General features: G+C 64.1%; 32 protein-coding genes. 1 reads left to right on the forward strand and 31 read right to left on the reverse strand.

Annotated features, from left to right (window positions below; genetic code table 11):
* The 3 genes from ptsP to ACZ6IE_RS11345 are packed head-to-tail and all read right to left on the reverse strand — an operon-like array spanning position 1 to position 2343.
* On the reverse strand, positions 1 to 1713 hold the full coding sequence (ptsP, locus tag ACZ6IE_RS11335; RefSeq protein WP_464608035.1) for a phosphoenolpyruvate--protein phosphotransferase: 1713 nt from the start codon (positions 1711 to 1713) through the stop codon (positions 1 to 3).
* Positions 1706 to 1981: an HPr family phosphocarrier protein gene (locus ACZ6IE_RS11340; protein ID WP_464608036.1), complete on the reverse strand. Its 276-nt coding sequence runs from the start codon at positions 1979 to 1981 to the stop codon at positions 1706 to 1708. The genes ptsP and ACZ6IE_RS11340 overlap by 8 nt, the downstream gene beginning before the upstream one ends.
* Positions 1982 to 1989: 8 nt before the next feature.
* On the reverse strand, positions 1990 to 2343 hold the full coding sequence (locus ACZ6IE_RS11345) for a PTS sugar transporter (protein WP_464608037.1): 354 nt from the start codon (positions 2341 to 2343) through the stop codon (positions 1990 to 1992).
* 176 nt (positions 2344 to 2519) lie between these two features.
* Between ACZ6IE_RS11345 and ACZ6IE_RS11350 the strand changes: the two genes are divergently transcribed.
* A complete protein-coding gene (locus ACZ6IE_RS11350; RefSeq protein WP_464608038.1) occupies positions 2520 to 4439 on the forward strand; it encodes a BglG family transcription antiterminator in 1920 nt (639 codons plus the stop codon).
* Between the two features lie 86 nt (positions 4440 to 4525).
* Here the strand turns inward: ACZ6IE_RS11350 and ACZ6IE_RS11355 are convergent, their stop codons facing one another.
* The 28 genes from ACZ6IE_RS11355 to rpsL form a co-directional block, all read right to left on the reverse strand.
* Complete coding sequence (locus ACZ6IE_RS11355; protein WP_464608039.1) at positions 4526 to 5416, reverse strand: aminodeoxychorismate lyase; 891 nt, start codon at positions 5414 to 5416, stop codon at positions 4526 to 4528.
* 11 nt (positions 5417 to 5427) lie between these two features.
* Positions 5428 to 6255, reverse strand: coding sequence for a type I methionyl aminopeptidase (gene map / locus ACZ6IE_RS11360; protein WP_464608040.1), 828 nt, complete (start codon positions 6253 to 6255; stop codon positions 5428 to 5430).
* 237 nt (positions 6256 to 6492) lie between these two features.
* Positions 6493 to 7095: an adenylate kinase gene (locus ACZ6IE_RS11365; RefSeq protein WP_464608041.1), complete on the reverse strand. Its 603-nt coding sequence runs from the start codon at positions 7093 to 7095 to the stop codon at positions 6493 to 6495.
* A complete protein-coding gene (secY, locus tag ACZ6IE_RS11370) occupies positions 7092 to 8414 on the reverse strand; it encodes a preprotein translocase subunit SecY (protein ID WP_077055098.1) in 1323 nt (440 codons plus the stop codon). The genes ACZ6IE_RS11365 and secY overlap by 4 nt, the downstream gene beginning before the upstream one ends.
* A 91-nt stretch (positions 8415 to 8505) precedes the next feature.
* Positions 8506 to 9168, reverse strand: coding sequence for a 50S ribosomal protein L15 (rplO, locus tag ACZ6IE_RS11375; RefSeq protein WP_079728055.1), 663 nt, complete (start codon positions 9166 to 9168; stop codon positions 8506 to 8508).
* On the reverse strand, positions 9168 to 9353 hold the full coding sequence (rpmD, locus tag ACZ6IE_RS11380) for a 50S ribosomal protein L30 (RefSeq protein WP_077055096.1): 186 nt from the start codon (positions 9351 to 9353) through the stop codon (positions 9168 to 9170). Before rpmD ends, rplO begins: the two co-directional genes overlap by 1 nt.
* The gene (gene rpsE, locus ACZ6IE_RS11385) at positions 9353 to 10045 is read right to left on the reverse strand and encodes a 30S ribosomal protein S5 (protein WP_234991124.1); all 693 of its coding nucleotides are present in this window, start codon (positions 10043 to 10045) and stop codon (positions 9353 to 9355) included. The genes rpmD and rpsE overlap by 1 nt, the downstream gene beginning before the upstream one ends.
* A gap of 29 nt (positions 10046 to 10074) precedes the next feature.
* Positions 10075 to 10434 carry a 50S ribosomal protein L18 gene (rplR, locus tag ACZ6IE_RS11390; RefSeq protein ID WP_077055094.1) on the reverse strand — a complete coding sequence of 120 codons (360 nt, stop codon included), beginning with the start codon at positions 10432 to 10434 and terminating at the stop codon, positions 10075 to 10077.
* A 2-nt stretch (positions 10435 to 10436) separates the two neighbouring features.
* On the reverse strand, positions 10437 to 10973 hold the full coding sequence (gene rplF / locus ACZ6IE_RS11395) for a 50S ribosomal protein L6 (protein ID WP_077055093.1): 537 nt from the start codon (positions 10971 to 10973) through the stop codon (positions 10437 to 10439).
* Positions 10974 to 10979: 6 nt separating this feature from the next.
* Positions 10980 to 11378, reverse strand: a complete 399-nt coding sequence (gene rpsH, locus ACZ6IE_RS11400) for a 30S ribosomal protein S8 (protein WP_077055092.1) — start codon at positions 11376 to 11378, stop codon at positions 10980 to 10982.
* Positions 11379 to 11501: 123 nt separating this feature from the next.
* A complete protein-coding gene (gene rplE / locus ACZ6IE_RS11405; RefSeq protein ID WP_077055091.1) occupies positions 11502 to 12095 on the reverse strand; it encodes a 50S ribosomal protein L5 in 594 nt (197 codons plus the stop codon).
* Positions 12095 to 12454: a 50S ribosomal protein L24 gene (rplX, locus tag ACZ6IE_RS11410; protein WP_077055090.1), complete on the reverse strand. Its 360-nt coding sequence runs from the start codon at positions 12452 to 12454 to the stop codon at positions 12095 to 12097. Before rplX ends, rplE begins: the two co-directional genes overlap by 1 nt.
* Before the next feature lie 3 nt (positions 12455 to 12457).
* A complete protein-coding gene (gene rplN / locus ACZ6IE_RS11415; protein WP_077055089.1) occupies positions 12458 to 12826 on the reverse strand; it encodes a 50S ribosomal protein L14 in 369 nt (122 codons plus the stop codon).
* A gap of 35 nt (positions 12827 to 12861) precedes the next feature.
* On the reverse strand, positions 12862 to 13149 hold the full coding sequence (gene rpsQ, locus ACZ6IE_RS11420; protein WP_077055088.1) for a 30S ribosomal protein S17: 288 nt from the start codon (positions 13147 to 13149) through the stop codon (positions 12862 to 12864).
* Positions 13150 to 13151: 2 nt separating this feature from the next.
* Positions 13152 to 13472 (reverse strand): 50S ribosomal protein L29, encoded by a 321-nt coding sequence (rpmC, locus tag ACZ6IE_RS11425; RefSeq protein WP_077055087.1) that lies wholly within the window; start codon positions 13470 to 13472, stop codon positions 13152 to 13154.
* On the reverse strand, positions 13472 to 13891 hold the full coding sequence (gene rplP, locus ACZ6IE_RS11430) for a 50S ribosomal protein L16 (RefSeq protein ID WP_077055086.1): 420 nt from the start codon (positions 13889 to 13891) through the stop codon (positions 13472 to 13474). Before rplP ends, rpmC begins: the two co-directional genes overlap by 1 nt.
* Positions 13891 to 14643 carry a 30S ribosomal protein S3 gene (rpsC, locus tag ACZ6IE_RS11435; protein ID WP_077055085.1) on the reverse strand — a complete coding sequence of 251 codons (753 nt, stop codon included), beginning with the start codon at positions 14641 to 14643 and terminating at the stop codon, positions 13891 to 13893. Before rpsC ends, rplP begins: the two co-directional genes overlap by 1 nt.
* Complete coding sequence (gene rplV, locus ACZ6IE_RS11440; protein WP_077055084.1) at positions 14643 to 15038, reverse strand: 50S ribosomal protein L22; 396 nt, start codon at positions 15036 to 15038, stop codon at positions 14643 to 14645. The genes rpsC and rplV overlap by 1 nt, the downstream gene beginning before the upstream one ends.
* A 25-nt stretch (positions 15039 to 15063) precedes the next feature.
* Complete coding sequence (gene rpsS / locus ACZ6IE_RS11445; protein ID WP_077055083.1) at positions 15064 to 15345, reverse strand: 30S ribosomal protein S19; 282 nt, start codon at positions 15343 to 15345, stop codon at positions 15064 to 15066.
* Positions 15346 to 15360: 15 nt separating this feature from the next.
* Positions 15361 to 16197 carry a 50S ribosomal protein L2 gene (rplB, locus tag ACZ6IE_RS11450; protein WP_464608042.1) on the reverse strand — a complete coding sequence of 279 codons (837 nt, stop codon included), beginning with the start codon at positions 16195 to 16197 and terminating at the stop codon, positions 15361 to 15363.
* A 27-nt stretch (positions 16198 to 16224) separates the two neighbouring features.
* Positions 16225 to 16524: a 50S ribosomal protein L23 gene (gene rplW / locus ACZ6IE_RS11455; RefSeq protein ID WP_077055081.1), complete on the reverse strand. Its 300-nt coding sequence runs from the start codon at positions 16522 to 16524 to the stop codon at positions 16225 to 16227.
* The gene (gene rplD, locus ACZ6IE_RS11460; protein WP_445996396.1) at positions 16521 to 17210 is read right to left on the reverse strand and encodes a 50S ribosomal protein L4; all 690 of its coding nucleotides are present in this window, start codon (positions 17208 to 17210) and stop codon (positions 16521 to 16523) included. The genes rplW and rplD overlap by 4 nt, the downstream gene beginning before the upstream one ends.
* Positions 17211 to 17215: 5 nt before the next feature.
* Complete coding sequence (rplC, locus tag ACZ6IE_RS11465) at positions 17216 to 17872, reverse strand: 50S ribosomal protein L3 (protein ID WP_077055079.1); 657 nt, start codon at positions 17870 to 17872, stop codon at positions 17216 to 17218.
* 22 nt (positions 17873 to 17894) lie between these two features.
* Positions 17895 to 18203 carry a 30S ribosomal protein S10 gene (rpsJ, locus tag ACZ6IE_RS11470; protein ID WP_005050520.1) on the reverse strand — a complete coding sequence of 103 codons (309 nt, stop codon included), beginning with the start codon at positions 18201 to 18203 and terminating at the stop codon, positions 17895 to 17897.
* A gap of 510 nt (positions 18204 to 18713) precedes the next feature.
* Positions 18714 to 19907 carry an elongation factor Tu gene (gene tuf / locus ACZ6IE_RS11475; RefSeq protein ID WP_077055078.1) on the reverse strand — a complete coding sequence of 398 codons (1194 nt, stop codon included), beginning with the start codon at positions 19905 to 19907 and terminating at the stop codon, positions 18714 to 18716.
* A 149-nt stretch (positions 19908 to 20056) separates the two neighbouring features.
* A complete protein-coding gene (fusA, locus tag ACZ6IE_RS11480; RefSeq protein ID WP_464608043.1) occupies positions 20057 to 22171 on the reverse strand; it encodes an elongation factor G in 2115 nt (704 codons plus the stop codon).
* Between the two features lie 165 nt (positions 22172 to 22336).
* Positions 22337 to 22807: a 30S ribosomal protein S7 gene (rpsG, locus tag ACZ6IE_RS11485; RefSeq protein WP_077055076.1), complete on the reverse strand. Its 471-nt coding sequence runs from the start codon at positions 22805 to 22807 to the stop codon at positions 22337 to 22339.
* Positions 22807 to 23181 carry a 30S ribosomal protein S12 gene (gene rpsL, locus ACZ6IE_RS11490; protein ID WP_077055075.1) on the reverse strand — a complete coding sequence of 125 codons (375 nt, stop codon included), beginning with the start codon at positions 23179 to 23181 and terminating at the stop codon, positions 22807 to 22809. Before rpsL ends, rpsG begins: the two co-directional genes overlap by 1 nt.
* Positions 23182 to 23355: the final 174 nt, after the last annotated feature.

Here is a 23355-nt window from a genome sequence, read left to right on the forward strand (position 1 = left end):
TCAGTTCTCTTTCGTTGTGATTCGGGTTGCCGCGGCGAGCGCTGCGGTCTTGGCGTCGGCTGCCTCGTCGGCGGCCAGGGCGGACTCGGCAATGGTGCGTGCCTCGTCGAGGGTGACGGTGAGAAGGGAGGCGCGCACGTCTGCGAGCGCCGCCGGGGACATGGACAGGGAGGTGACACCGAGGCCCGCGAGAACGATCGCGAGCAGCGGGTCTGCGGCAGCCTCGCCGCACACGCCGACGGGTTTGCCCGTCGACTCGCCCGCACGCGCGACCTCCTGGATGAGCCGCAGCACCGCGGGGTGCCAGGGGCTCTGGAAGGCGGCCACCGAGCCGAGCTGACGGTCGGCGGCGAGCGTGTACTGGGTGAGGTCGTTGGTGCCGATCGACGCAAAGGCGGCGTGCGGCAGGATGCGGTCGGCGAGCAGGGCGGCCGAGGGCACCTCGACCATGACGCCGGCCGTTCGGATGCCGTATTCGGCAGCGATGTTGACGAAGTAGACCGTCTCTTCGACCGTCGACACCATAGGCGCCATGACCCACAGATCTGCGGATGTCGCGGCGTCCGCCTCGGCGAGAGCCGTGAGCTGGTCGCGCAGCAGGTTCTCGCTGGCGCGCAGGGCCCGCAGGCCGCGCAACCCCATCGCAGGGTTCTCTTCGTGTGCGTCGTTGAGGAACGGCAGCGGCTTGTCGGCTCCGGCGTCGAGCAGGCGCACGACGACCTTCTTGCCGGCGAAGGCTTCGAGCAGCGCCGTGTAGGACGCCCGCTGGTCGGCGACCGTGGGGGCCGTCGTCGAGTCGAGGAAGAGGAATTCGGTGCGGAAGAGGCCGACACCTTCGGCACCGCGTTCGACGGCGGGGGCCGCGCCAGCCACGTCGCCGAGGTTGGCGAGCAGGGGCATGGGCGTGCCGTCGGCGAGGCGTCCGGGCTCTGCGGGAAGTTCGGCCTGAGCGGCGCGTGCGCGGATGCGCTCTGTCGTGGCTTCGACGAGGTCCGCGCCGGGGTTGAGCGTCACCTGGCCGGTAGCCGCGTCGACCACGACCATGTCGCCGTCGTTCAGACCGTCGGAGGTCTGCGTGCCGACGATAGCGACGATCGACTTCTCGCGGGCGAGGATCGCCGTGTGCGAGGTGGGTCCGCCATCCGTGGTCACGAGTGCGAGAACACGCGTGAGATCGAGCACGGCCGTGTCGGCCGGGGCCAGGTCGCGCGCGATGAGGATGAACGGTTCATCGCGCTCGGGGACGCCGGGGGCCGCAACACCACTGAGGTCGGCGATCACACGCTGCGACACGTCGTCGAGGTCGGCGGCACGCTCGGCGAGATAGCCGCCGAGGGCCTCGAGCTGGGCGCGGAAGGAGGAGAACGCCTCGAAGACTGCGCGCTCGGCCGTGCCGCCAGCGGCGATCTTCTGGTCGATGAGTTCGGTGAGGGCCGGGTCCTCGGCCATCATGGCCTGGGCTTCGAGCACTTCCTGTGCCGCGCCGCCCGCCTTCTGGCCGCGCGCGTCGAGTTCCTGCGAGACGACGGCGACGGAGGTGCGCACGCGGGCGGTCTCCTCGTCGACAGAACGCGTGGAGGCGACATCCTTCGGCTCGGGAAGGGCGGGGGCCATGAAGGCGATGGGGCCGACCGCGGCACCAGTGCCGATGCCGACGCCCGTGAGCGTGGTGATCTCGGGTGCCTGGCCCTGCGTGGTGGTGGCGCTAGGCATTGTCGTGGTCCGTGGCCAGCAGCTCGGTCAGGGTGTCGAGAACCTGTTCGGCGTCGTCGCCGGCGCCGTCGGCCGTGACGGTCACCGTGTCGCCGTGTTCGATGCCGAGCGAGATGACGCCCAGGATGCTTGCCGCGTTGACAGCCTTGCCGCCGTCTTTCTGAATCGTGACGGGGATGCCGGCGCCCGACGCCGCCTGCGCGAACAGCTTCGCGGGGCGCGCGTGCAGCCCGTTGGCCGAGCCGATGCTGACAGTGCGTTCAATCATGGGGTTCCTTACGGGGTGGTGATGGGTGCGGCCAGTGCCAGGTCGAGGGCCCGGTCGCCGGATGCGTCGGTGAAGATGTCGCTGGGCAGCAGGACGGCCCGGCCGCCGGAACGCTCGATGCGCTCGTTCAGCCCGGCGAACTGGTCCGCCAGGTGCGGGCCGATGAGCACGACGTCGGCACGGTTGGCGGATGCCTCGGCGGGGCGCAACTCGCCACCCAGCGTTTCGTTCGCCTCGGGGATGCGCTCGACCGAGCCTGCCTCGACGACATGGTCGAGGCCGCGGGATGCGACGGTGCGGCGAACGCGCAGTGCGACGAATGTGCTGGACGCGCCCGCGCCACACACAATGAGGATCCTCATTGACTGCCTCCGCTTTACAACCGTTGCTTCGGCAGGATGCTGCCGACCTTGCCATATTCGTCCCGCTCGAGCATCCGTGCCACTAGATCGCTTTCCGGCACCCCGGAAAGGCGGGTGCGCTGACCTCTTACACGGGTTCGAGATGGTTAACTCGAATAACGCGGGAAGGAGGTTCGGTGATCCGCGACAAACACGAACGGCTCCTCACCTACCTCGCGCGCGACGGCGGCTGGGTGACGGCCGGCGAATTGAGCGATGTCCTGGGCGTGACCCCGCGCAGCGTGCGCAGCTATGTCACCCAGATCAAGGACGAGGCGGCACCGCTCGCACCCATCCGCTCGGGTGGCGACGGTTATCGCATCGATCGCGAGGCTTACACACAGTTCGTGCACGCCGTCGGTGCCGACTCCGAAACGCCCCGCGACCGGCTCTATGCCATCGTGCGGCGCCTCATCGACAGCCCCGACGGGCTCGACGTTTACGACCTCGCCGCCACCCTGCACGTGAGCGACTCGACCATCGAGGCCGACCTCGGGCGCGTTCGGCAGCTGCTTTCGGGCGAGACGCTGCGACTCGGGCGCGCCGGCAGCGTCGTCACGCTGACCGGAACGGAGACCGCCAGGCGGCGCCTGCTCAGCAGGATGTTCCGCGAAGAGACCGAGCGCGGCATGGTCGAGCTCGTCGCCATCCAACGCGAATTCTCGGCACAGACCCTCGGCGCCTTCAAGACCGATCTGGTGCAGGCGCTCACCGCGCGCGGTTACTACGTCAACGAATACGGCATCGCGGATGTCCTCCTCCACATCGCCATCGCGGTCGACCGGGTCTCGAAGCACCGCGACATCGAGACGAACGCACCCCAAACGGATCTGCCGCCCGAGGGTGTGGGCCAGGATCTGCACTCCCTCATCCAGACGCATTTCGAGGTCGACCTCGGTGGCGCCGAGATCGACTACTTGGCGCATCTGCTCGGCACGCGCGTCATCACGCCGGGGGCCGAACCCGCCCACGCCCACGCGCATGAGGGCGACGACTACCTCGACCGCGACATCCTCGAGACCATGCGGGACATCACGCAGGCCGCGAGCGAACAGTACGTCGTCGACCTCTCCGACGAGGACTTCCTCGTGCGTTTGTCGATGCACGTGCAGAACCTGGTGCGGCGCGCCAAGGACCGCTCCTATTCGCGCAACCCGCTCACCAAGAGCATCAAGAGTTCGTTCCCGATGATCTACGAGTTGGCCGTCTACATCGCCAGCCGTCTGCAGGAACGCGCCGCCATAACCGTCAACGACGACGAGATCGCCTACATCGCCATGCACGTGGGTGCGCAGCTCGAGCGGCAGATGTACGGCGACGATCTGGTCACCTGCACCATCGTCTGCCCCAACTATTACGATCTGCACAGCCTGCTGCTGCAGCGGGTCGAGGGGTCGCTCGGCACCGAGTTGCGGGTGCGTCAGGTGGTCACGCGTAGCGACGTCGACTGGTCGACCATCGATACCGATCTCGTGCTGTCCACGATCGAACCACCCGTGCCCTCCCCCGGCGTCGTCGTCATCCAGCCGTTCCTCACGGGCGGCGATATCGACCGCGCTCGTCGCGAGATCGCCGAGATCAAGCGCATGCGGCGTCGCGAGCGCATCAAAGGTCAGCTGTTGAAGTACTTCCGTGAGGATCTCTTCTTCCGCAACCTCGTGGTCTCCGACAGCGATGCCATGATCCGCACCCTCGGCGAGCGGATGGTCGAGGCCTCCGTCGTCGACCAGGGCTACGTCGAGGGGGCCCTGCAACGCGAGCGCATGTCATCCACGGCCTTCACCGAGGCGCTGGCCGTGCCGCACGCCATGACCATGACGGCGACGCGCACCGCCATCGCGATCTCGGTCAACGAAACGCCTCTCCCCTGGGGCGAGTACCGCGTCAATGTGGTCGCGTTCATCGCGTTCTCGGCGGTCGATCGCGGCAGCTTCCAGAGCGTTTTCGATCAGTTCGTCGAGGTGTTCTCGAATCGCGCCGACGTGCAGCGCATCGTGCGCAACGCCGTCGACTTCCCGCGCTTCATCGACGAGCTCGTCCACGTCATCGACGCCTAGGCTCCGCCTCGAGCGTGCATGGGCTCGCGCCGAGCGTGGCAGCGGCTCGGACGTGCTGCGCGGTCGGCCTGTGAGCAGGCCCCGGCTCAGCGGCTGAGCAGCGCGTCGTTGATGCGAGCGGTAAGTTCGCCGTCGACGGCCAGCTGCTGCCCGTCGAGGGACCGGAGCGGGGCCGCCAGGCGAACGCTGGACAGCAGCCACGCGGCTTCAGCGCGGCACACCTCGGAGATGGTGAGAAGCCTGTAGGACGTTCGCTCACCCCAGCCCTCGAGCAACTCGAAGAGGTCGCCCTGGGTGGTTCCGGCGAGGATGCCGTTCACGGGCGGAGTCGTCACGAACTCGCCGTCGAGTTTCACGACCAGATTCGAGGTGGGGGCCTCGAGCGCGTAACCATCCGTCGACACGAACAGCGCCTCGTCGGCGCCACGTCGTTTGGCTTCGCGCAGGGCGGCCATGTTCACCGCATAGGACAACGTCTTGGCGCCCGCGAGGAGCCAGGGCGCCCGCTCGGCCACGTCGCTCGGGTAACCGCGCTCGAGCACGACGACGTCGATACCGTCGCGTCGCTGGGCCGCAAAGGTTTCCTCGGAGATGGCAGTAACCACCATCCATCCGGTTGGAATGCCCGAGCCCTCTACGCCCCGCGTCAGCACGAGCTTGATCGACGCTTGCCCGGATGCGCCGATCTCCTGCGCGGCCCGGCGAACGACAACGTTCAATTGCTCCACATTGGGCTCAGGCAGATCGAGTGAGTGCGCGGACCTTTCGAGCCGGGCAAGGTGCGCATCGAGCGCGTGCACGCGCCCTTCCATCGTGCCGAACGTCTCGAAGATGCCGTCACCGCGGGAGGCGCCAAGGTCACGAGCGTCGAGCAACGCGTCGCCCGGCGCCATCCGTGTGACACTCCCCCACCATCCGCCGGCAGGCTGTTGCTCGTGGGCAGCGGCGAGTGCGATGCGGTAGACGTTCTCGGTCATCGGACGGCCTTTCAGGCGATGGGCGTCGGCGTCACGCCGAATTCGGCCAGTCTAGAGGCTCCGCCGTCGGGAGCGGTAAGCACCCAGATGCCGTCTTTGTGCACCGCGATGCTGTGCTCCCAGTGGGCCGCGTCGAGGCCGTCCTCGGTGGCGACCGTCCAGTCGTCCTCGCGCACGTAGGTGTCGATAGAGCCGGCGACCACCATGGGCTCGATGGCGACGACCAGCCCGGGCTTCACCTCGGGGCCCTTCTGAGAGACCCGGTAGTTGAAGACGGGTGGCGCCTCGTGCATGGAGCGCCCGATGCCGTGGCCGATGTAGTCGGTCAGGATGCCGTAGTCCCCGCGTGCCTCGACATAGCTCTGCACGGCGTCGCCGACCTCGTTGAGGTGTTTGGCGCGCGCCAGTCGGGCGATGCCGGCCCAGAGCGAGCCCTCGGTGACATCGGACAACTTCTGCCGGGCTGCTACCAGGTCGGGGCGCGTCGGGTCGGGGATGACGACGGTGATCGCCGCGTCTCCGTTCCAGCCGTCGAGGATGGCGCCGCTATCGATCGAGACGATGTCGCCGGGTTCGAGCGGTCGAGCATTGGGGATGCCGTGCACCACGTCGTCGTTCACTGACGCGCAGATGGTGTGGTTGTAGCCGGGTTCGAGCACGAAGTTGGGCTGGCCGCCGAGTGCGACGATTGCCGCTTCGGCCGCAGCGTTCACGTCGAGGGTGGAGGCACCGACGCGGATCGCGGAGCGTGCTGCCTCGAGCGACGCTGCTGTAGCAGCACCGGGGGCCATCATGAGGCGCAGCTGCGCCGGCGACTTGTAAATAGATTTGCGCAGCATTCGCTACTCCTCTCGGGGCGCTCGCGCCCACGACTGACTATTCTCACCACGACCGACTGTGCGGGCCTGCTCTGCTGAGATTTCACGAGCCTTCGGCGTGTCGACCTGTGATGCGAACGCCGAGGTTACGAACACCAGGTTGCTCGGGGTGAACGCCGTAGCTAGGCGTGAGAGCCGAAGCTAGGCGTCAGAGCCGAAGCTAGGCGTCAGAGCCGAAGCTACGCGTCAGAGCCGAAACTACGCGTGGACACCGAGCCCGCGGGCGGCGAGGCCATCCCGAACCCGTGCTGCCACGTCATCCACGGTTCCGAGTCCATCGACCTCGACGACGACGCCGCGTTCGGCGTAGATGGCGATGACGGGCTCGGTCTGCTCACGGTAGAGATCTTGGCGGTGACGAATCACGTCTTCGGTGTCATCGACACGCCCCTGTTCGAGCGCGCGCTTCGTGAGGCGCTTGACGACCTCGTCGGTGTCGGCCTGCAACTGGATGACGGCGTCGAGTTCGGCACCGCTCTCGGCGAGGATGCGATCGAGCTCGTGCACCTGCTCGGTCGTCCGCGGGTAGCCGTCGAGCAAGAAGCCGCCCTGAGCGTCTTCCTGCTTCAGCCGGTCGGCCACGATCGAGTTCGTGAGCTCATCGGGAACGAATCCGCCAGAGGCCATCACTTCCTGGACTTGTTTGCCCAGTTCGGTGCCCTGCTCGATGTTCGCGCGGAAGATGTCGCCCGTCGAAATAGCGGGGATGCCGTAAGCCTCAGCGACCGCCGAAGCCTGCGTACCCTTGCCCGCCCCGGGAGGCCCGACGATGAGCAAACGGATGCCTCGGTCGCCGCTCAACGCAGGAGTCCTTCGTAGTGACGCTGTTGAAGCTGCGAGTCGATCTGCTTCACGGTCTCGAGTCCCACGCCGACGATGATCAGGATCGACGCGCCACCGAACGGGAAGTTCTGGTTGGCGCCGACCAGGGCCAGGGCGATGAGCGGGATGAGCGCGATCAAACCGAGGTAGATCGATCCGGGAAGGGTCACGCGGGTGAGCACGTAGTCCAGGTACTCCGCCGTGGGCCGGCCGGCGCGAATGCCGGGGATGAACCCGCCGTACTTCTTCATGTTGTCGGCCACTTCTTCAGGGTTGAAGGTGATCGCCACGTAGAAGTAGGTGAAGCCCACGATGAGCAGGAAGTACAGGAGCATGTAGAGCGGGTGATCGCCCTTGGTCAGGTAGTTGGTGACCCAGGTGACCCACGCCGCCGGCTCCTGACCCGCAGCGGGCTGGTTGAACTGCGCGATCAAAGCGGGCAGGTAGAGCAACGACGAGGCGAAGATGACGGGCACGACGCCGGCCATGTTGACCTTGATCGGGATGTAGGTGTTGTTGCCACCGTAGGTGCGGCGACCGACCATGCGCTTGGCATATTGCACCGGGATGCGACGCTGCGACTGTTCGACGAAGACCACGAGTCCGACGATCAGCAGGCCGACCGCGAGAACGAGCAGGAAGGTCTCGACGCCACGCGACTGCCAGATGGCCCACAGCGAGGCGGGGAATGTGGCGGAGATGGACGTGAAGATCAGCAGCGACATGCCGTTGCCGACGCCGCGTTCGGTGATGAGCTCGCCCATCCACATGATGAGGCCCGTGCCGGCGGTCATGGTGATGACCATGAGCAGGATGGCGTACCACGCGTCATTGGTGAGCAACTGCGAGCACTCGCCGCCGGAGTTCGTGCCGAAGAGGGCACCCGATCGGGCGACGGTGATCAGGGTGGTCGATTGAAGAACACCGAGGAAGATTGTGAGGTAACGCGTGTACTGCGTCAGCTTGCCCTGGCCCGCCTGACCCTCTTTGTGCAGGGTTTCGAAGTGCGGGATGACCACGCGCAGGAGCTGCACGATGATCGACGCGGTGATGTAGGGCATGATTCCCAGCGCGAAGATCGACAGCTGGAGGAGTGCACCACCGGAGAAGAGGTTGACGAGCTCGTAGAGACCGGAGGTTCCCTGGTTCTGAGCGAGACACGCCTGCACGTTGCCGAAGTCGACAAACGGTGCCGGGATGAAGGACCCCAAGCGGTAGAGGGCGATGATGCCCAGAGTGAAACCGATCTTCCGACGCAAGTCGGGTGTGCGGAAGATCCGCGCAACGGCGCTAAACAAGGGGGTGCCTCCTGAGGGTTAAGCGGGGTCGGCCCGGGTGGCCGCTTTCACGACCACCCGGGTGAGTTCCTGACACGGAACAGCCCGAAAGCTACTTTACAGAGCCCCCGGCTGCCACGATCTTCTGCTCGGCAGAGTCAGAGACCTTGTCAACCGCTACGTTCAGCTTAACTGAAATGTCACCGTTGCCGAGAACCTTGACCTTCTCGTTCTTGCGAACGGCGCCCTTGAGCACGAGGTCCTGGATGGTGACGTCGCCACCGGCCGGGTAGAGCTCGGCCAGCTTCTCCAGGTTGACGACCTGGTACTCGACGCGGAACGGGTTCTTGAACCCGCGCAGCTTCGGCGCACGCATGTGCAGCGGCAGCTGCCCACCGGCGAACCCGGGACGAACGGAGTAACGGGCCTTCGTACCCTTGGTTCCACGACCCGCGGTCTTACCCTTGGATCCTTCACCACGGCCGACGCGCGTGCGTTCCTTCTTGGAGCCGGCGGCGGGACGAAGGTGGTGCACCTTCAGAACCTGCACGCGGGCTTCGACCTCTTCTGCTGCCTTCTTGGCCGGAGCCTTCTTGGCGACAGGAGCCGACTCGACGGAAGCGGCGTCAGCCGAAGCTGCAGCCTTCTTCGCGGGAGCCTTCTTGGCCGGAGCCTTGGCGGCGGGAGCCTTGTCGGCAGCAGCCTTGGGCGCTGCCTTCTTGGCGGGAGCCTTCTTGGGGGTCTCCTCGGTGACGTCTTTCTTCTCGTCAGCCATTAGTCGATCTCCTCAACTTTTACGAGGTGAGCAACAGTGTTGACGTAGCCGCGGTTCTGCGAGTCATCCGGGCGGATGACCGTCGAACCGATGCGCTTCAGTCCCAGGCTGCGCAGAGTGTCGCGCTGGTACTGCTTCTCACTAACTTTGGACTTGATCTGCGTGACCTTCAGGCGACCGGCCATTAGGCACCTACCTTCGCGGCAGCCGCAGCAGCGACAGCCTCAGCTTCGGCGCGCACGAGGCGGGCAGGAGCGACCTGGTCGAATTCCAGACCGCGACGGGCAGCAACGGCACGAGGTTCTTCGAGCTGCTGCAGAGCCGCCACCGTGGCGTGCACGATGTTGATCGTGTTGGACGAACCGAGCGACTTGCTCAAGACGTCGTGGATGCCAGCGCACTCGAGCACGGCGCGGACGGGACCACCGGCGATAACACCGGTACCACCCGAGGCGGGGCGCAGGAGAACGACGCCGGCAGCGGCTTCGCCCTGGACGGGGTGAGGGATCGTCGAGCCGGTGCGAGGAACGCGGAAGAAGTTCTTCTTCGCCTCTTCAACACCCTTCGAAATGGCGAGGGGAACTTCCTTCGCCTTTCCGTAGCCGACGCCCACGAGGCCGTTGCCATCGCCGACGACGACGAGAGCGGTGAAGCTGAACCGACGTCCACCCTTCACGACCTTCGACACGCGGTTGATGGTGACGACGCGCTCCAGGAACTGGCTCTTGTCGGCATCACGGCTGTTGCGGTCGCGGCCCTGGCCGCGCTCGCCTCGGCCGCCACCACGGCGCTCACCGCGCGCGTCGGTGCGACCCGCGTTGTCGGTGCCAGCGGCGGTTTCGACCGGCTTCTCAGCGGCAGTCTGGTCAGTCGCCACTTCCTGCTCCTTCTTAACTTCGTTGTCGCTCACAGGTTCAACCCGCCTTCGCGTGCGCCTTCGGCGATCGCAGCGACGCGTCCGGCGTAGCGGTTGCCGCCACGGTCGAATACGACGTCTTCGATGCCAGCGCTCTTGGCACGTTCGGCGACGAGTTCGCCGACGCGCTTGGCCTTGGCGGTCTTGTCACCGTCGAACGACCGCAGGTCGCTCTCGAGCGTTGAGGCGGAAACGAGGGTGTGGCCCTTGCTGTCGTCGACGACCTGCACGAAAACGTGGCGGGACGAACGGTTCACGACGAGACGGGGACGAACCTCGGTGCCTTCGATCTTCTTGCGCAGCCGGGCGTGACGACGGTCACGCGCAGCAGACTTGGTCTTAACGGCCATGGTTACTTACCCGACTTTCCGGCCTTGCGGCGAACGTTCTCGCCGGCGTAACGGACACCCTTGCCCTTGTAGGGCTCCGGCTTACGAATCTTGCGGATGTTGGCAGCAGCCTCACCGACGGCCTGCTTGTCGATGCCCGAGATCGTGAGCTTGTTGTTGCCCTCGACCGTGAGCGTGATCCCAGCGGGCGGTTCGATCATGACGGGGTGCGAGAAGCCGAGTGCGAACTCGACGTTGGCGCCACGCTGCTGAACGCGGTAACCGGTTCCAACGACCTCGAGGCCCTTGGTGTAACCCTCGGTGACACCGATGATCTGGTTGGCGATGAGCGTGCGCGTGAGGCCGTGCAGCGAACGGGAGTCGCGCTCGTCGTCGGGACGGGTGACGAGCACCTGGCCCTCTTCGATAGCAACTTCGATGGGCTGGGCGACGGTGAGCGCGAGCTCACCCTTCGGGCCCTTCACGGCAACCTGACGGCCGTCAACCGAAACGGTGACGCCGGCAGGAATCTGAATGGGGAGTCTTCCAATACGAGACATGAATGGCTACCACACGTAGGCGAGTACTTCTCCGCCTACGCCCTTCTTCTCAGCCTGACGGTCGGTGAGCAGACCGGAGGAGGTGGACAGGATGGCTACGCCGAGCCCGCCGAGAACACGGGGAATCTCGGTCGACTTCGCGTAGACGCGGAGGCCGGGCTTCGAGACACGCTTGATGCCGGCGATGGAGCGTTCGCGGTTCGGACCGAACTTGAGGTTCAGCGTGAGCGTCTGTCCGACGCGGGCGTCGGCAACTTCCCAGCCCGAGATGTAACCTTCGGCCTTGAGGATGTCGGCGATGTGCCCTTTGAGCTTGGAGTGCGGCATCGACACGGTGTCGTGGTGCGCCGAGTTCGCGTTGCGCAGTCTGGTCAGCATGTCTGCGACCGGATCTGTCATTGTCATATGATTTTTCCTTTTGTCACCAGGTTTCGGCGCCCGTTACACGAACGACGACCTGTGGTGGTACGGGCCCGGGAAAACCCCGGGCCCGTTGTCCAACACGAGACGAATCAGATGATTCGAAAGTTAGTTGGAAGTTTCGGAGCTACGGAACGGGAAACCGAGCGACTTCAACAGTGCGCGGCCCTCTTCGTCCGTCTTCGCGGTGGTGACGACAGTGATGTCGAAACCGCGAACCCGGTCGATCTTATCCTGATCGATCTCGTGGAACACACTCTGCTCCTGAAGACCGAACGTGTAGTTGCCGTTTCCGTCGAACTGCTGGTCGCTCAGACCGCGGAAGTCGCGGATGCGAGGCAGTGCGAGCGAGAGCAGACGGTCCAGGAATTCCCAGGCGCGGTCGCCACGAAGCGTGACGTGTGCACCAATGGGCTGGCCTTCGCGCAGCTTGAACTGAGCGATCGACTTGCGGGCCTTGGTGACCTGCGGCTTCTGGCCCGTGATCTTGGTGAGGTCCGAAACAGCGCCGTCGATGATCTTGCCATCGCGAGCTGCCTCACCCACACCCGTGTTCACGACGACCTTGACGAGGCCGGGAACCTGGTGCACGTTGCCGAAGCCGAACTGGTCCTTGAGGGCCGGAACGATTTCGCTGCGGTACTTCTGCTTGAGGCGCGGCTGGATCTTGCCAGCCGGCGCAGCAGTTGCGGTGTCGGTCATTACAGGTCCTTACCAGACGTCTTGGCGTAACGAACGCGGACCGTCTTCTCGACGCCGTTCTTCGTTACGGTTTCGTTGCGGTGACCGACGCGAGTCGGCTTCTTGGTCTCCGGGTCGACAAGCGCGACGTTGGAGATGTGGATCGGCGCTTCGTGCGTCTCGATGCCACCAGTCTTCGATCCGCGCTGGGTCTGACCCTGACGGACGTGCTTGGTGACGTAGTTGACGCCTTCGACGATCACGCGGTTCTTCTCGACGAGCACCTCGATGACTTTGCCCTGCTTGCCGCGGTCTCCGCCGCGGGCCTGGGTTGCGCCCGAGATGACCTGAACGAGGTCGCCTTTTTTGATCTTTGCCATGACTTAGATAACCTCCGGTGCCAACGAGACGATCTTCATGAACTTCTTGTCGCGGAGTTCGCGACCGACCGGTCCGAAGATACGGGTACCGCGGGGGTCACCGTCGTTCTTCAAGATCACTGCGGCGTTCTCGTCGAACTTGATGTACGAACCGTCCGGGCGGCGAACTTCCTTCTTCGTGCGAACGATGACCGCCTTGACGACGTCACCCTTCTTCACGTTTCCACCGGGGATGGCGTCTTTGACCGTTGCCACGATCGTGTCACCCAATCCGGCGTAACGGCGGCCGGAGCCTCCGAGAACGCGGATGGTGAGCAGCTCCTTGGCGCCGGTGTTGTCGGCCACCTTGAGCCGGGATTCCTGCTGAATCACTTGATACTCCTTCTACGAAGCAAGCCCGCGGGGGCTTACTTGGCCTTCTCGAGAATCTCGACCAGGCGCCAGCGCTTCGAAGCGCTCAGGGGACGGGTCTCGCTGATGAGAACGAGGTCGCCGATGCCGGCGGTGTTGAGCTCGTCGTGAGCCTTCACCTTGGACGTGCGGCGGATGACCTTGCCGTACAGCGGGTGCTTCACGCGGTCTTCGACCTCGACGACGATGGTCTTGTCCATCTTGTCGCTGACGACGTAGCCACGACGAGTCTTTCGGTAGCCGCGGACAACAGCCTCGGCGACCTTCTCTTCGGTCTGAGCCATAGTTACTTGGCCTCCTCAGTCTCGGTCTCGGCTGCCGCGGGCGCAGCATCCTTCTTCTTGGTCTTCTTCTCCGCCTTGGCAGGTGCTGCCTCGACGACGGGGGTGGCACGAATGCCCAGCTCGCGCTCACGGATAACCGTGTAGATGCGGGCAATATCGCGCTTCACGGCACGCAGGCGGCCGTGGGTCTCGAGCTGGCCGGTAGCGGCCTGGAAACGCAGGTTGAAGAGTTCTTCCTTCGCCTTACGCAGCTCTTCGACGAGACGCTCGTCTTCGAAAGTGTCGAGCTCAGTCGAGGTGAGCTCCTTGGAACCGATCGCCATTATGCGTCGCCCTCCTCGCGCTTGATGATGCGTGCCTTGAGGGGCAGCTTGTGAATTGCACGGGTCAGTGCTTCCTTGGCCAGCTCTTCGCTGACACCGGCGACCTCGAAGAGGACGCGACCCGGCTTGACGTTGGCGACCCACCACTCGGGCGAACCCTTACCGGAACCCATGCGGGTTTCAGCAGGCTTCTTGGTGAGCGGACGGTCGGGGTAGATGTTGATCCAGACCTTTCCACCACGCTTGATGTGACGCGTCATGGCGATACGAGCGGACTCGATCTGACGGTTGGTCACGTAGGCGGGAGTGAGTGCCTGGATGCCGTACTCGCCGAAGCTGACCTGGGTTCCACCAGTGGCCTGACCGGTACGGTGCGGACGGTGCTGCTTGCGGTGCTTTACACGACGGGGAATCAGCATTATGCCGTTGCTCCTTCTGCAACCGGAGCCTCCGTGCGCGGGGCACGGCGGGGACGGTCGTTGCGCTCGCGGCTCGGCGACTTCGCGTTAGCCTGCTCGCGAGCGAGTTCCTTGTTGGTGATGTCGCCCTTGTAGATCCAGACCTTCACGCCGATGCGGCCGAAGGTGGTCTTCGCCTCGTAGAAGCCGTAGTCGATGTTCGCGCGCAGGGTGTGCAGGGGCACACGGCCTTCGCGGTAGAACTCCGAGCGGCTCATCTCGGCGCCGCCGAGGCGGCCGGAGACCTGGATACGGACACCCTTGGCGCCAGCGCGCTGCGCGCCCTGCAGACCCTTACGCATCGCGCGGCGGAAAGCCACACGAGCGGAGAGCTGCTCGGCGATGCCCTGGGCGACGAGCTGAGCGTCGGCCTCGGGGTTCTTGACCTCGAGGATGTTCAGCTGGATCTGCTTGCCGGTGAGCTTCTCGAGATCTCCACGGATGCGCTCGGCCTCGGCGCCGCGGCGGCCGATGACGATTCCGGGACGAGCCGTGTGGATGTCCACGCGGACACGGTCGCGGGTGCGCTCGATTTCGATGCGGGAGACGCCGGCACGGTCGAGCGAGGTGCTCAGCAGTGCACGGATCTTGACGTCTTCAGCGAGGTAGTCGCTGTAGCGCTGACCCTTCTTCGTGCTGTCGGAGAACCAACGCGACACGTGGTCGGTGGTGATTCCCAGACGGAAGCCGTACGGGTTTACTTTCTGGCCCATTACTTGCTCACCTTCTTCTTCGTGCCAGCGGCAGCAACGGTCTCATCCGGCGTGGCGAGCACGACGGTGATGTGGCTGGTGCGCTTGTTGATGCGGAAAGCACGACCCTGGGCACGGGGCTGGAAACGCTTGAGGGTCGTGCCCTCATCAACGAATACACGGGCCACGTAGAGGTCCTGCTCGTCCAGGTAGGTGTTCGAGGCATCGGCCTTGACGCGAGCGTTCGCGATAGCCGAAGCAACCAACTTGTACACGGGCTCCGAAGCGCCCTGAGGGGCGAACTTCAGGATGGCCAGTGCTTCCTGCGCCTGGCGGCCACGAATCAGGTTGATGACGCGACGAGCCTTCTGGGGGGTGACGCGGATGTGTCGCACACGTGCGATTGACTCCACCATTTCTCTTCCTCCTTCACACCACCGCTTAGCGGCGGCGGCCCTTCTTGTCGTCCTTCACGTGTCCACGGAAGGTGCGGGTGGGGGCAAACTCGCCGAGCTTGTGGCCCACCATGCTCTCGGTGACGAACACCGGGATGTGCTTGCGACCGTCGTGCACGGCGATGGTGTGTCCCAGCATGGCCGGGATGATCATCGAGCGGCGCGACCAGGTCTTGATCACGTTCTTGTTGTTGGCTTCGTTCGCCGTAACTACCTTGCGGAGCAGGTGGTCATCAACGAAGGGGCCCTTCTTGAGACTGCGTGGCATCTTCTACAACTCCTACTAGCGCTTCTTGCCGACGTTACGGCGACGAACGATGAGCTTGTCGCTTTCCTTGTTGGGGTGGCGGGTGCGACCCTCTTTTTGGCCCCAAGGGCTGACCGGGTGACGTCCACCGGAGGTCTTACCCTCACCACCACCGTGGGGGTGGTCGACCGGGTTCATGGCGACACCACGCACGGTCGGGCGGATGCCCTTCCAGCGGTTACGGCCGGCCTTACCCCAGTTGATGTTGGACTGCTCGGCGTTGCCGACCTCGCCGACGGTGGCGCGGCAGCGTGCATCGACGTTGCGGATTTCACCCGACGGCAGACGGAGCTGCGCGTAGGGGCCATCCTTGGCGACGAGACGAACCGAGGCTCCGGCGGAACGGGCCATCTTGGCGCCGCCGCCCGGCTTCAGCTCGATGGCGTGAATCACGGTACCGGTGGGGATGTTCTTCAAGGGCAGGTTGTTACCCGGCTTGATGTCAGCACCCGAGCCGGACTCGATGATGTCGCCCTGCTTGAGCTTGTTGGGAGCAAGGATGTAACGCTTGGTGCCGTCCACGAAGTGGAGGAGCGCGATACGAGCCGTGCGGTTGGGGTCGTACTCGATGTGAGCAACCTTGGCGTTCACGCCGTCTTTGTCATTGCGACGGAAGTCGATGACGCGGTACTGGCGCTTGTGGCCACCACCGATGTGACGGGTCGTGATGCGGCCCTGGTTGTTGCGGCCACCGGTCTTGGAGAGCGGACGCAGAAGCGACTTCTCCGGGGTCGAGCGCGTGATTTCTGCGAAATCGGAAACGCTCGATCCACGACGACCGGGGGTCGTGGGCTTGTACTTACGAATAGCCATGTCTAATTTCCTCTAATCCCGGTCGTCTTAGCCGACTGCCGTGAAGATGTCGATGGAACCGGACTTCAGCGTGACGATCGCACGCTTCGTGTCCTTGCGCTTGCCGAGACCGAACTTGGTACGGCGGGTCTTGCCCTGACGGTTCAGGGTGTTGATGGACGCAACCTCGACCTTGAAGATCTTCTCGATGGCGAGCTTGATCTCGGTCTTGTTCGAACGGGGGTCGACCACGAAGGTGTACTTTCCCTCGTCGATCAGGCCGTAGCTCTTCTCGGAGATCACCGGGGCGATGATGATGTCGCGGGGGTCTTTGTTGATCGCGGTCATGCCGAGACCTCCTCAGTAACGTCAGCCGACGAAGCCGATGCGGTGACAGACTTGCCTGCAACAGGGCCGGCGACGAAAGCGTCGTAAGCAGCCTTGGTGAAGACGATGTCGTCGGACACGAGCACGTCGTAGGCGTTCAGCTGGTCATATTCCAGAACGTGAACGGTGGGGATGTTGCGGACGGCGAGCAGGCTCGCCTCGTCGCCGCGCTCGATAACGATGAGCACGTGCTTCGAGGAGGCGATGGTCGCCAGGTACTCGGCTGCAGCCTTGGTGACACGCTCGGTCGACACCGCGAGGGTCTCGACGACGTGCAGGCGGCCACCGCGGGCCCGGTCGGAGAGCGCTCCGCGCAGGGCGGCGGCGATCATCTTCTTGGGGGTGCGCTGCGAGTAGTTGCGCGGGGTGGGTCCGTGGACGATGCCACCACCGGTCATCTGAGGGGCACGGATCGAGCCCTGGCGAGCGCGACCGGTTCCCTTCTGCTTGAACGGCTTGCGGCCGGCGCCGGAAACCTCTCCACGGTTCTTGGTCTTGTGCGTTCCCTGACGGGCGGCAGCGAGCTGCGCGACAACGACCTGGTGGATGAGGGGGATGTTGGTCTGAACGTCGAACACCTCGTCGGGAAGGTCGACCGAGCCGGTCTTCTTACCCTGGGTGTCGATAACGTCGAGTGAGGTAGACATGGAGGCTACGCTCCCTTCACTGCGTTGCGGACGAAAACGATGCGGCCGCGAGCGCCGGGAACGGCACCCTTGACCAGCAGCAGGCCCTTCTCGGCGTCGACCGAGTGAACGCGGAGGTTGAGCACGGTCACGCGCTCACCACCCATGCGTCCGGCCATGCGCATGCCCTTGAAGACACGGCTGGGGGTCGAGGAAGCGCCGATGGAGCCGGGCTTACGGTGGTTGCGGTGGGCACCGTGCGAAGCGGAGACACCCTTGAAGTTGTGACGCTTCATGACACCGGCGAAACCCTTACCCTTTGACGTTCCGACGACGTCGACCTTCTGGCCGGCTTCGAACGTGGCGTCGACGGTGAGTTCCTGGCCGAGCGAGTAGTCGCCGGCATCCGCGGTGCGGACCTCGGTGACGTGGCGGCGAGGCGTGACGCCTGCCTTGTCGAAGTGACCGGCGTCGGGCTTGTTGACCTTGCGCGGGTCGATCTGGCCGTAGGCGATCTGAACGGCGTCGTAACCATCGACCTCGGGGGTGCGAACCTGGGTGACGACGTTCGGGGTGATTTCGATGACGGTCACGGGAACAAGCTTGTTGTTCTCGTCCCAAACCTGAGTCATGCCGAGCTTCTTGCCGAGCAGACCCTTGGTGGTCTTGTTAGTCGTAGACATAGTTTCCCTTGTCCTCGCCGGCTCAGAGCTTGATCTCGATGTTGACGTCCGCGGGGAGGTCGAGTCGCATGAGCGAGTCGACGGCCTTGGGCGTCGGGTCGATGATGTCGATGAGGCGCTTGTGTGTGCGCATCTCGAAGTGCTCGCGGCTGTCTTTGTACTTGTGCGGCGAACGGATGACACACACCACGTTCTTCTCCGTCGGAAGCGGCACGGGGCCGACGACGGTTGCACCTGCACGGGTTACCGTGTCGACGATCTTTCGCGCCGAGGTGTCGATGACCTCGTGGTCATACGACTTAAGTCGAATGCGGATCTTTTGTCCCGCCATGTGTGACTCACTCTCTTTTAAGCGTCATACGTTTTATCGCATTGGACGCGCTTCGTGGCGTAGTAATACGCCGGGCACTCCTGGTGTCGCACCACTGTTCATCTGTCAAGTCTTGCCCTGCACCTCTTCACCCGGTCTGTGCCGCATTCCGCACCAGCGGACGCATTACACAGAAAGGCGCGAATGAACGCGACTGAGAAGGGGATTCGTTTAAGTGTGTGTTGTGCTGCCTGCGGCCTAGACGAGGTCTATGCACAGCCTGGCAGTGATTCCGAAGCTCTCGGGCGAATAAACGCACACGGGTAGCCGGAAGTTCTCAACTAGAAGAGTCTGACAGATGTTTGGCATCGATGCAACCCGGGCGTGTCGCGCATCGAGCCCTCCCCCGGCTGGGTCCGTGGGCTGCCCGAAACCGGATTCTCAGAGCATCCGCCCGGCATGAAAAAAGCGCTGCCCGGATCCGAAGACCCGGGCAGCGCCGGTGAAGCAATGCAGCTGAGCTGCGAGGAACTACTTCAGGATGTTCGTGACGGTACCGGCACCAACGGTGCGGCCACCCTCACGGATCGCGAAGCCGAGGCCCTCTTCCATGGCGATGGGCTGAATCAGCTCAACGGTCATTTCGGTGGTGTCGCCAGGCATGACCATCTCGGTGCCCTCGGGCAGCGTGATGACGCCGGTGACGTCGGTGGTGCGGAAGTAGAACTGCGGACGGTAGTTCGCGTAGAACGGGTTGTGACGCCCACCCTCATCCTTGGACAGGATGTATGCGGTGCCCTCGAACTGGGTGTGCGGCGTGACCGAACCCGGCTTGACGACGACCTGGCCGCGCTCAACGTCTTCGCGCTTGGTGCCGCGAAGCAGGAGACCACAGTTCTCGCCGGCCCATGCCTCGTCGAGCTGCTTGTGGAACATCTCGATACCCGTGACGATGGTCTTCTGCGTCGGGCGGATGCCGACGATCTCGACCTCGGAGTTGATCGCGAGGGTTCCACGCTCGGCGCGGCCCGTAACGACGGTTCCACGACCGGTGATCGTGAAGACGTCCTCGATGGGCATCAAGAACGGCTTGTCCTTGTCGCGCACCGGGTCGGGGATGGACTCGTCGACGGCGTTCATGAGCTCGACGATTGCGTCGACCCACTTCTCGTCGCCCTCGAGAGCCTTGAGGCCCGAGACGCGAACGACGGGGGCGTTGTCGCCATCGAAGTCCTGGCTCGAGAGGAGCTCGCGAACCTCGAGCTCGACGAGCTCAAGGATCTCTTCGTCGTCGACCATGTCGGACTTGTTCAGCGCGACGAGCAGGTAGGGAACGCCGACCTGCTTGGCGAGCAGAACGTGCTCACGGGTCTGAGCCATCGGGCCGTCGGTGGCGGCGACGACGAGGATCGCGCCATCCATCTGAGCAGCACCGGTGATCATGTTCTTGATGTAGTCAGCGTGACCCGGGGCGTCAACGTGCGCGTAGTGGCGCTTCTCGGTCTCGTACTCGACGTGCGAGATGTTGATCGTGATACCGCGCTGGCGCTCTTCGGGAGCGGAGTCGATCGACGCGAAGTCGCGCTGAACGTTGGTCGCGGACGGGAACTTGTCGGCGAGCACCTTCGAGATAGCTGCGGTGAGGGTGGTCTTGCCGTGGTCGACGTGACCGATCGTTCCGATGTTGACGTGCGGCTTGGTCCGCTCGAACTTGGCCTTAGCCACTATGGTCCTCCCTAGGACATTGGTGTAAATAACCCGGGCGCTGGAATGCGCTCGGTTCTCTACGGGATTTGTGTACTTATGTTACTTGATCGTGACTGGGCCCGATACACCGGCGGCGACCGGGCCCGTCAACGATTGGGGCTGTGAGGCTATTCGCCCTTGCCCTTTTGCACGATCTCCTCGGCGACGGCCTTGGGGACCTCAGCGTAGCTCTCGAAGGTCATCGAGAACACCGCACGACCCGACGTCTTGGAACGCAGGTCACCGATGTAACCGAACATTTCCGACAGCGGAACGTTTGCACGAACGACCTTCACACCGGAGGCATCTTCCATCGACTGGATCATGCCACGGCGGGAGTTGAGGTCGCCGATCACGTCGCCCATGTACTCCTCGGGGGTGCGCACCTCGACAGCCATCAACGGTTCGAGAAGAACCGGGCTGGCCTTGCGTGCGGCCTCTTTGAAGCCCATGGAACCGGCGATCTTGAAGGCCATTTCGGAGGAGTCGACGTCGTGCGCCGCACCATCGAGAAGGATGGCCTTCACGCCGACCATCGGGTAGCCAGCGAGGATACCCACGTTGAGGGCATCCTGGAAACCGGCGTCGATGGAAGGGATGTATTCACGCGGGATGCGTCCACCGGTGACCTTGTTCTCGAACACGTAAGTCTCTTCGGGAGTGACTTCCATGGGCTCGAGAGCGAACTGGATCTTGGCGAACTGACCGGAACCACCGGTCTGCTTCTTGTGCGTGTAGTCGTGACGCTCGACCGACTTGCGGATGGTCTCGCGGTAGGCGACCTGAGGCTTTCCGACGTTGGCCTCGACCTTGAATTCGCGCTTCATGCGGTCGACGAGGATGTCGAGGTGCAGCTCGCCCATGCCCTTGATGACCGTCTGACCGGTCTCGGGGTTGAGCTCGACGCGGAAGGTCGGGTCTTCTTCGGCCAGCTTCTGGATGGCCGTGGAGAGCTTCTCCTGGTCAGCCTTGGTCTTGGGCTCGATCGCGACCTCGATAACCGGGGCCGGGAACGTCATCGACTCGAGGACGACCTGGTCGTTGGGGTCGCACAGGGTGTCACCCGTGGTGGTGTCCTTCAGACCGATGACCGCATAGATGTGGCCGGCGGTGACCGAGGGAACCGGGTTCTCCTTGTTGGCGTGCATCTGGAAGATCTTTCCGATGCGCTCCTTCTTGCCCTTGGTGCTGTTGGCGACAGCGGCACCCGAGTCGAGGTGACCGGAGTACACGCGCACGTAGGTGAGACGACCGAAGAACGGGTGCACCGCGACCTTGAACGCGAGGGCCGCGAACGGCTCGGTGGAGTCGGGGTGACGGAGGACGATCTTCTCTTCGTCGCGGACGTCGTGACCCTCGACGGCCGGCACGTCGAGCGGCGACGGCAGGTAGTCGATGACGGCGTCGAGCATGGGCTGCACACCGCGGTTCTTGAACGCCGAGCCACAGAGGACCGGGTAGATCTCGCTGTTGACGGTGAGCTTGCGGATGGCGGCCTTGATCTCGGGGACCGTGATCTCTTCACCGGCGAAGAAACGCTCCATGAGCGCGTCATCGGTCTCGGCGACGACCTCGAGCAGCGCGTTGCGGTACTCGGCGGCCTTGTCGGCGAGGTCGGCGGGGATCTCTTCGATGGCGTACTTCGCGCCCATCTCGACGTCACCCTTGGAGTCGCCGCGCCACGTGAGCGCGCGCATCTCGACCAGGTCGACGACACCCTCGAACTCGCTCTCGGAGCCGATCGGCAGCTGGAGAACCAGCGGCTTGGCCTTCAGGCGGTTGATGATCGTGTCGACGGTGAAGTAGAAGTCGGCACCCAGCTTGTCCATCTTGTTGACGAAGCAGATGCGGGGGACGTCGTACTTGTCGGCCTGACGCCAGACAGTCTCGGACTGGGGCTCGACACCCTCTTTGCCATCGAAGACGGCGACGGCGCCGTCGAGCACGCGGAGCGAACGCTCCACCTCGACGGTGAAGTCGACGTGACCGGGCGTGTCGATGATGTTGATCTGGTTCTTGTCCCAGTAGCACGTCGTCGCGGCGGACGTGATGGTGATGCCGCGCTCCTGCTCCTGCTCCATCCAGTCCATGGTCGAGGCACCGTCGTGGGTCTCACCAATTTTGTGGTTAACGCCCGTGTAGAACAGGATGCGCTCGGTCGTCGTGGTCTTGCCGGCATCGATGTGGGCCATGATGCCGATGTTGCGGACCTTGTTCAGGTCGGTGAGCACGTCAAGTGCCACTGGGTTCCTCCAGGAAGTTGTTGTGTGTGCCGCGAGTGCTACTCACGGATTCCCGCGCGGTGTTGCCCGCGAGGGTCCGGGGCCCGATGAGGGCCCCGGCACCGGCATCCCGACCAGACCGAAAACGGCCTGGATGCGGGGTGCCGGCGTGCGGTAAACCGGGGTTTACCAGCGGTAGTGCGCGAAGGCCTTGTTGGACTCGGCCATCTTGTGAGTGTCTTCACGACGCTTCACAGCGGCACCGAGGCCGTTGGAGGCGTCGAGGATTTCGTTGGTCAGGCGCTCGGTCATGGTCTTCTCACGACGACCCTTCGCGTAGCTGACGAGCCAACGGAGGGCCAGCGTGTTGGCGCGGTGAGGCTTGACCTCGACCGGCACCTGGTAGGTGGAACCACCGACACGACGCGAGCGGACCTCGAGCGTGGGGCGGACGTTGTCGAGCGCCTTCTTCAAGGTGACGACGGCGTCCTGGCCGTTCTTGGTGGAGACACCGGAGAGCGCGTCGTAGACGATGCGCTCGGCGAGGCCCTTCTTGCCGTCAACGAGGATCTTGTTGACGAGCTGGGAGACGATCGGCGCGCCGTAGACGGGATCTGCGACGACGGGGCGCTTCGGAGCGGGACCCTTACGAGGCATTACTTCTTCTCCATCTTCGCGCCGTAACGGCTGCGAGCCTGCTTGCGGTTCTTGACGGCCTGCGTGTCGAGGGCGCCGCGAACGATCTTGTAACGGACACCGGGGAGGTCTTTCACACGACCACCGCGGACGAGCACCATGGAGTGCTCCTGCAGGTTGTGGCCCTCACCGGGAATGTAGGCGGTGACCTCGGTGCCGTTGGAGAGCTTCACACGAGCGACCTTGCGCATCGCCGAGTTCGGCTTCTTGGGGGTGGTGGTGTACACACGAGTGCATACGCCACGCTGCTGCGGGTTTGCCTTCAGGGCGGGAGCCTTGGTCTTGGAGACCTTCGGCGTGCGACCCTTCCGGACCAACTGCTGAATAGTTGGCACTACTTCTCCTTGTTTGTGCTGCACGGTGACAGCGAATGTGCTTTTAGCATTCGACGCGCCGATTGCTCGGAGCATTGAGTTCGATTGGATCCGCCAGGATGAGCAGAGGCTCAGCCAGTAGGCGACGGATATGCCGTGGGGGCTGGTCGATGGTCGACCCGACCCGATGTGTGA

The sequence above is a fragment of the Okibacterium sp. AC114 genome, assembly GCF_979253355.1.

What these genes read in the sequence shown, in the direction of transcription:
- ptsP (WP_464608035.1), bottom strand. Translation starts at nt 1,713, where the DNA reads ATGCCTAGCGCCACCACCACGCAGGGCCAGGCACCCGAGATCACCACG.
- ACZ6IE_RS11340 (WP_464608036.1), bottom strand. Translation starts at nt 1,981, where the DNA reads ATGATTGAACGCACTGTCAGCATCGGCTCGGCCAACGGGCTGCACGCG.
- ACZ6IE_RS11345 (WP_464608037.1), bottom strand. Translation starts at nt 2,343, where the DNA reads ATGAGGATCCTCATTGTGTGTGGCGCGGGCGCGTCCAGCACATTCGTC.
- ACZ6IE_RS11355 (WP_464608039.1), bottom strand. Translation starts at nt 5,416, where the DNA reads ATGACCGAGAACGTCTACCGCATCGCACTCGCCGCTGCCCACGAGCAA.
- map (WP_464608040.1), bottom strand. Translation starts at nt 6,255, where the DNA reads ATGCTGCGCAAATCTATTTACAAGTCGCCGGCGCAGCTGCGCCTCATG.
- rplO (WP_079728055.1), bottom strand. Translation starts at nt 9,168, where the DNA reads ATGGCTGACGAGAAGAAAGACGTCACCGAGGAGACCCCCAAGAAGGCT.
- rpmD (WP_077055096.1), bottom strand. Translation starts at nt 9,353, where the DNA reads ATGGCCGGTCGCCTGAAGGTCACGCAGATCAAGTCCAAAGTTAGTGAG.
- rplR (WP_077055094.1), bottom strand. Translation starts at nt 10,434, where the DNA reads ATGGCCGTTAAGACCAAGTCTGCTGCGCGTGACCGTCGTCACGCCCGG.
- rplF (WP_077055093.1), bottom strand. Translation starts at nt 10,973, where the DNA reads ATGTCTCGTATTGGAAGACTCCCCATTCAGATTCCTGCCGGCGTCACC.
- rpsH (WP_077055092.1), bottom strand. Translation starts at nt 11,378, where the DNA reads ATGACAATGACAGATCCGGTCGCAGACATGCTGACCAGACTGCGCAAC.
- rplE (WP_077055091.1), bottom strand. Translation starts at nt 12,095, where the DNA reads ATGACCGACACCGCAACTGCTGCGCCGGCTGGCAAGATCCAGCCGCGC.
- rplX (WP_077055090.1), bottom strand. Translation starts at nt 12,454, where the DNA reads ATGGCAAAGATCAAAAAAGGCGACCTCGTTCAGGTCATCTCGGGCGCA.
- rpsQ (WP_077055088.1), bottom strand. Translation starts at nt 13,149, where the DNA reads ATGGCTCAGACCGAAGAGAAGGTCGCCGAGGCTGTTGTCCGCGGCTAC.
- rpmC (WP_077055087.1), bottom strand. Translation starts at nt 13,472, where the DNA reads ATGGCGATCGGTTCCAAGGAGCTCACCTCGACTGAGCTCGACACTTTC.
- rplP (WP_077055086.1), bottom strand. Translation starts at nt 13,891, where the DNA reads ATGCTGATTCCCCGTCGTGTAAAGCACCGCAAGCAGCACCGTCCGCAC.
- rpsC (WP_077055085.1), bottom strand. Translation starts at nt 14,643, where the DNA reads ATGGGCCAGAAAGTAAACCCGTACGGCTTCCGTCTGGGAATCACCACC.
- rplV (WP_077055084.1), bottom strand. Translation starts at nt 15,038, where the DNA reads ATGGTGGAGTCAATCGCACGTGTGCGACACATCCGCGTCACCCCCCAG.
- rpsS (WP_077055083.1), bottom strand. Translation starts at nt 15,345, where the DNA reads ATGCCACGCAGTCTCAAGAAGGGCCCCTTCGTTGATGACCACCTGCTC.
- rplB (WP_464608042.1), bottom strand. Translation starts at nt 16,197, where the DNA reads ATGGCTATTCGTAAGTACAAGCCCACGACCCCCGGTCGTCGTGGATCG.
- rplW (WP_077055081.1), bottom strand. Translation starts at nt 16,524, where the DNA reads ATGACCGCGATCAACAAAGACCCCCGCGACATCATCATCGCCCCGGTG.
- rplD (WP_445996396.1), bottom strand. Translation starts at nt 17,210, where the DNA reads ATGTCTACCTCACTCGACGTTATCGACACCCAGGGTAAGAAGACCGGC.
- rplC (WP_077055079.1), bottom strand. Translation starts at nt 17,872, where the DNA reads ATGTCTACGACTAACAAGACCACCAAGGGTCTGCTCGGCAAGAAGCTC.
- rpsJ (WP_005050520.1), bottom strand. Translation starts at nt 18,203, where the DNA reads ATGGCGGGACAAAAGATCCGCATTCGACTTAAGTCGTATGACCACGAG.
- rpsG (WP_077055076.1), bottom strand. Translation starts at nt 22,807, where the DNA reads ATGCCTCGTAAGGGTCCCGCTCCGAAGCGCCCCGTCGTCGCAGATCCC.